Annotated in this window: 3 protein-coding genes and 3 pseudogenes; 4 read left to right on the forward strand and 2 right to left on the reverse strand. The window is 41.7% G+C overall.

The genetic code is table 11. The annotated features are described in order from the left end of the window. Positions 1-249: pseudogene (locus tag L650_RS0119825) on the forward strand (methyl-accepting chemotaxis protein); the annotation flags it as partial. Between the two features lie 219 nt (positions 250-468). On the opposite strand, the pseudogene L650_RS0119830 reads toward L650_RS0119825, so the two are convergent. Together L650_RS0119830 and dinB are read right to left on the reverse strand one after the other, a co-directional pair. Then, positions 469-1,967, reverse strand: a pseudogene (locus tag L650_RS0119830) (leucyl aminopeptidase family protein). A gap of 239 nt (positions 1,968-2,206) precedes the next feature. Next, complete coding sequence (gene dinB / locus L650_RS0119835; RefSeq protein ID WP_024031675.1) at positions 2,207-3,259, reverse strand: DNA polymerase IV; 1,053 nt, start codon at positions 3,257-3,259, stop codon at positions 2,207-2,209. Positions 3,260-3,735: 476 nt separating this feature from the next. On the opposite strand from dinB, the gene L650_RS0119845 reads away from it, so the two are divergent. The 3 genes and pseudogenes from L650_RS0119845 to L650_RS0119855 form a co-directional block, all read left to right on the forward strand. Next, a complete protein-coding gene (locus tag L650_RS0119845; RefSeq protein WP_004588512.1) occupies positions 3,736-4,158 on the forward strand; it encodes an acyl-CoA thioesterase in 423 nt (140 codons plus the stop codon). A gap of 66 nt (positions 4,159-4,224) precedes the next feature. Further along, on the forward strand, positions 4,225-5,277 hold the full coding sequence (locus tag L650_RS0119850) for an aldo/keto reductase (RefSeq protein WP_029774153.1): 1,053 nt from the start codon (positions 4,225-4,227) through the stop codon (positions 5,275-5,277). Between the two features lie 153 nt (positions 5,278-5,430). Continuing rightward, a pseudogene (locus tag L650_RS0119855) lies at positions 5,431-5,775 on the forward strand (ABC transporter substrate-binding protein); the annotation flags it as partial.

The following is a 5,775-nucleotide window of genomic DNA, read 5'->3' on the forward strand; positions in this document are numbered from 1 at the left end:
TCTGCCGATACATCGCTCAATGAAATAGAAAGGCTGGTATCTATAATTACCGACATGAACAGCCAAATAGCCCGTGCCACTGAGCAGCAAACGCAAGCCGCTGACGAGGTTAATTTACGTATTAACGAGCTATCACAATCAACCGAGCAATCACTAAATAATACAAAGCAACTTACCGATGCCAGCGATAACCTTAAACAAAGTAGCCAAGGGCTTTCGAGCGTGGTTAATCGCTTTAAATTAAAATAATTAAAAAACAAAAGCCCTGAATTAACAGGGCTTTTTATTACATAAGCGTTTTTAGCTTATACCATTTCGCATAATTAAGTGATCTATTTTTAGGATGGAAAAACGTGTTGATGGCTAGGCAAAAAATTTGCTATTTAGTTGTTCTAAATGAGAATTTTTTAACACAGATAGCGACACGTTTAGCCCCGAAAAATGATTAAGTATTATTGCGGATTGGTATTACATACAGTAGCGTGCAAATAAGCTCGTTACTGATGCTGCGGTTGGCTTGCCGTGCTGCCAATCACCGCCTTCAACACCACTACCAGCAATGTCCATATGTACATAAGGAAGCGGCTGCTCAGAGTCGTTACCGTGTTTATCAAGCCCACCAACAACGGCTAAAAACGCCATAGGGAATTGATGCCCACGGGCTGTAACAGCAGAGGCCGCATTATTGCTTGATAAAACATCATCAGCGAGGGTACGCGGTTTGATAAAGTCGTAATCTTCACGGCGAGAGCGAGAAACCTCAGCTGCATCTGCCCATAAATCACCACAATCCGCTATTTGACGAGAGGTATTAGCGCTACGTGCAGGTCCGTTTTCAACATATGCTCCGTAAGGGCCCATAGCACGTGCCGCATGGCCTGTAAGGGTTGCCACGGTGAACAGTGTTGGGTTAACTTCACCTTTAGCTACATCTTTCATTTCGCTAAGTAGGTCACCCATAGCTAAACGCCCTTCTGCATCGGTGTTACCAATGCGTACACGTACGCCTTCACGGCTAGTGATAATTTCATCTGGTACAAAACAATCTGAGCCAATTGAATTACGAACCACAGCTAAGTAAGAAATAACTTTAACGCCTTTAGGTTGGTAATCTGCCACGGCTTTCATAAAGCCCGCAACGGATGCAGCCCCGCCTTTATCNCGGCGCCGCCGGTATCGTAAACTAATCCTTTACCAACAAACATTAGCGTGCGCGTTACTTCACCTTCTGGCACGTATTCTAGCTTAACAACACGTGGGTGGTGGCGCTCAACCGCATAAGATGCGCGCGCAACAGTGCTAAGCATAGGGTAGTTTTTATCTATCGTGTTAATATCGTCAATCACATCAACCGCTACTTTAGAGCCTTTAAAAAGCTCAACACAGTAATCGGCAAAACGTGGTGGCGCCATACGTTCAGGCTCAGTACCGCATAAGTCACGTGCCGCATATTGCCCTGCTGCAATTGCATTTACAGCTTTAACTGTTTGCTCATTTGCATCGATTAAACCTATTTGCGTAATAGGTTCAATGCTTTCGCCGTGGTATTCGCGCGCCTCTAAAGGCTGCCATAATGCTTGGCATGCGCCTAAATACGCCACTTCTAATGCATGCTGGTAACGCGCATCTGTATGTAATTTTGGTAAGTAAATAGCAGGGTTTACACTACCCGCGGCTTTTGCTTCGTTAATCGCTAGCTTAGCGGCATCAAAATAGCGCCTTACATCATCGTAATCGCGGTTAAGCGGCCCCGTAGGCGCTAAAACAACGCGTACATTATCAACCACTAAAAACGTAACTTGTTTACCAATACGAGAATCTACTTTAGCGTGTGATTCGATAGCATCACTTAATGAGTTATTGGCTAATTGAGAAAAGTCATCACTAATTATAATAAGTGCATCGTGAGAAAATGAGTCAAAGCTTGCACTAAGTGATTGTGCAGCTATCGCTTGAGGATATGCCATAAGTAAAACTCCTGTTAGAAAACATAAGGGGCTATTATCGTTGATATAAAAACACAAAACCAGCCAACTGCGATCAGCTCATTTTAATCTGGCAACTTGGTTTTACAGCAAACTAAAGTGACTCCATGTTTTAAGAAGAAACTAACAACCACTATATAGTTTTTAGTAAAGGCAGCCCCTGCTTATACCACGTTTAAATTACTTTGCTAAAGCACTCTAAATTGCAAAAAAGCGTGTAGTTAATCAAGAATACTCAGTTGCAGATTTAAATTAGGTTCATTTTTAACACCTACTCCAATGCCTAATAAGCGCACCGGTTGCTGCATACCGCGTTGATACGCCTTAGAGAGTAATTCAGTAAAAATAGCAGTATTTAACTGATGATGAGCTTGATCCGCTGAGGTAACAACAAAGTTTGCAAACTTCACTTTTACACTTAGCTTATTAATACGATTTTGTAGCTGTTGCTTATTAAGGCGCGCTGTTAGCTCTTCCAGTAATTTAGGTAACTGATCTAAACATTCTTGTAAGCTATTTTTATTGTATTCATAGGTGTGTTCAACACTAAGCGATTTACGCACTCGCTCAGTGGTTACTTTACCAATATATTCGCCAGCACATTTTTGATAAAGCGATACACCAAAATTCCCCACGTGCTGCTGCATCCAATTAACGCCTTTCTCGCGAACGTCTTTACCTGTGTATAACCCCTTTAAATTAAGCTTTTCGAGGGTTACTTTGCCCACACCAGGGATTTTACCCAGGGGTAAATTATTTAAAAATGCATCAACTTCATCCGGCAAAACCACAAATTGGCCATTGGGTTTATTTTCGTCACTGGCTATTTTGGCAATAAACTTAATGGGGGCAACTCCGGCAGAGGCGGTAAGACCGGTATCGTTATAAATATCTGCTCTAATTTGCTGAGCAATAAGCGTTGCGCTGCCTTTGCATGCGGTGCTGTTGGTTACATCTAGGTAAGCTTCATCAAGCGACAGCGGCTCTATTTGGTCGGTATAGCGTTTAAATACAGCGCGTATTTGGTTAGAAATTTCTTTATAAACCGCCATGCGCCCGGGCACAATAACTAAATCGGGGCATAGTTGCTTAGCGTGGTAGTTAGACATAGCCGAGCGAACACCATATTCGCGCGCTATATAATTTGCTGTAGAGAGCACACCACGACGGCTATTACCACCAATCGCTAAAGGCACACTGGCAAGTTTGGGGTTATCGCGCATTTCAACCGCTGCATAAAAGCAGTCCATGTCGATATGAATAAACTTTTTCATTACCACATAACAACTGTTTATTTATACAGCCATTATTAAGGATTCACTTTAATTAAGCAAGTCCATTAAAGCCTGTTTAACTTGCTAAAGTTAAAAGCGCTACTAGGTGTAGCGCGTTAAACCGTGCAAGCTTTAAACAGCTTTTTTAAAACGGCTGCTTAAAGCGCTTTGATTTTTTAAAGCAATGTAGCCAAAAAACAAACTCCAATAAAAACCCCGCAGCTAAAAGCATTATGCCGCCGGAGGCATTACCCATTGCATAGCAAGCAAAAGACGCTATAAAAACTAAACTGGCTAAAGCCCAATTAATTATATTTTGCATGTGTGTTCTCGTGTGTGTGTTGTCTGTGTTATTTAACTGTAGTCCTAAAAATAAATAGGTACAATCATCTTATAAAAAAACATGGCATTTATTGTCTTGAGCTACAAACACCATATTGATAACCTCATTCATTTAAAACTAAGAGTACACATACATGCAAAGGTTCAAAGATCAGCACCCTATTCATACCGATATCACCGTAGCATGGGCCGATATGGACGCCCTACAACATGTTAACAACGTGGTGTACTTGCGTTATTTTGAAATTGCGCGTATCGATTTTCTAAATAAAATAAATCAGTTTGATACGATAAAACCAGGTGGAATAGGCCCGGTGATTAGTGAAAACAATATTCGCTATAAACGTCCAGTGACCTTCCCTGATACCTTAACCGTAGGTATTACTATTTCAGATATAAAAAGCGACCGTTTTATGATGAATTACTCTGTATTTAGCCATGCTCAGCAAGCTATTACTACCACAGGCTATTCTCAAGTTGTTATGTTTGACTTTAAAACAGGACAAAAAGCGGCGATTTCAGAGCCATTACTATCGGCACTACACCAATTCGCTTAAGTAGGTTTATTGCGAATTGGTATTAATTATCCACTCTCAAGATCTTACATAATTTAAGGATTTTAAATGCAATACAGTCCGTTAGGCAGCAGCGGTGTTGATGTTTCTAGAGTATGCTTAGGCAGCATGACTTGGGGTAAACAAAATACCCAACAAGACGCCGATGAGCAAATAGCTTATGCCTTGGCACAAGGCGTTAATTTTATAGATACTGCCGAAATGTATGCCGTTCCTCCTTCACCAGAGACCTACGGTAAAACAGAGCAAATTATAGGTAACTGGCTAAGTCGCAATGCGCAAAAGCGCAGTGATATTGTATTGGCGAGTAAAATTGCAGGCAATGGCTTGTCGTGGGTACGAGATGGCGGCGATATAACACGCAGCGCTGTCATTGAGGCCGTAGATAACTCGCTTAAACGCCTACAAACCGACTACATAGATTTATACCAATTGCATTGGCCTAATCGCTCTACCCCACATTTTGGCAGGCAGTGGCCAGGTAAACTCACTTTTAGTGACGTAGATACTGAGCAACAACAGGCGGGTATGCTTGATATTTTAGAGGGCCTTGATGAGTGTGTTAAAGCTGGGAAAATAAAATATTGTGGCCTTTCAGATGACACCCCATGGGGCATTAGCCAATTTTTAAATTTAGCAAAAGCGCATAACTTACCGCGTATGGTGTCTATTCAGAATGAATTTAGCCTAGCGCACGCTAAAGATTGGCCCTACTTAATTGAGCAGTGTATCCATGAAGACATTGCTTATTTACCTTGGTCGCCGCTTGCTGCTGGCCTGCTAACGGGTAAATACCTAAACGGCGCACGCCCAGCGGGATCGCGTTGGACATTTATGCAGCGCAATGGCATTTTTAGAGATACCCCTAACGCGCAAAAAGCCACGCAGCGTTATGTAGAGCTTGCACATGCAAGCGGCATAACCCCAGCCCAATTGGCACTTGCTTGGTGTAATCAAGTCGATGGCGTTACCTCGTCAATTATTGGTGCGACCAGCATGGCCCAATTAAAAGAAGACATTGACGCTTTTAGCATAACTTTAAGCGACGACACTCTAACTGAAATTGGCACTATTTTTAAAGATTACCCGCAGCCATATTAAACCCAAATAATAGGCAGTTTTTTTACTGCCTTTTTCTCTCTTACATTTGAACATATACAAAGTAAAACTATACTAAAGTTACCTTAAAATTATTGTTTTTAGTGAGTTATGCTTAGAAATGTAATTATATTTTTCGGTGTGCTAGGTGGTTTAATGCGTTACGGGTACGCTGACAATACTCACCCAATTGAAGAAATTGTATGGTTACAAAGTTACACGCCCCCGTTTCATATGGATAAAGATTCGCATGCGCCGCAAGGCGGTATTTGTGACAACCTCACCGAGCAACTAATTAACAGTATTGATGATGTAAAACATACGCGACTAATCGTGCCGCAAGAGCGAATTAATAAGCACTTAAATGAAGGCGATAATGTATGCTTTCCGTGTGTTATTCATAAAAAAACGGCCAATGGGGTGTTACAGTTTTCTACCCCAACCACGGTTTACCCGCCTTTTTCGGTTTTAACCACTCAACAACTTGCCCCAGAAATACAC

This window comes from Pseudoalteromonas sp. TB51, from assembly GCF_000498055.1.
GTDB lineage: Bacteria > Pseudomonadota > Gammaproteobacteria > Enterobacterales > Alteromonadaceae > Pseudoalteromonas > Pseudoalteromonas atlantica.

Bases quoted from the DNA above. Each gene is read 5' to 3' on its own strand.
- L650_RS0119845 (WP_004588512.1), top strand. From the start codon at position 3,736: ATGCAAAGGTTCAAAGATCAGCACCCTATTCATACCGATATCACCGTA.
- L650_RS0119850 (WP_029774153.1), top strand. From the start codon at position 4,225: ATGCAATACAGTCCGTTAGGCAGCAGCGGTGTTGATGTTTCTAGAGTA.
- dinB (WP_024031675.1), bottom strand. From the start codon at position 3,259: ATGAAAAAGTTTATTCATATCGACATGGACTGCTTTTATGCAGCGGTT.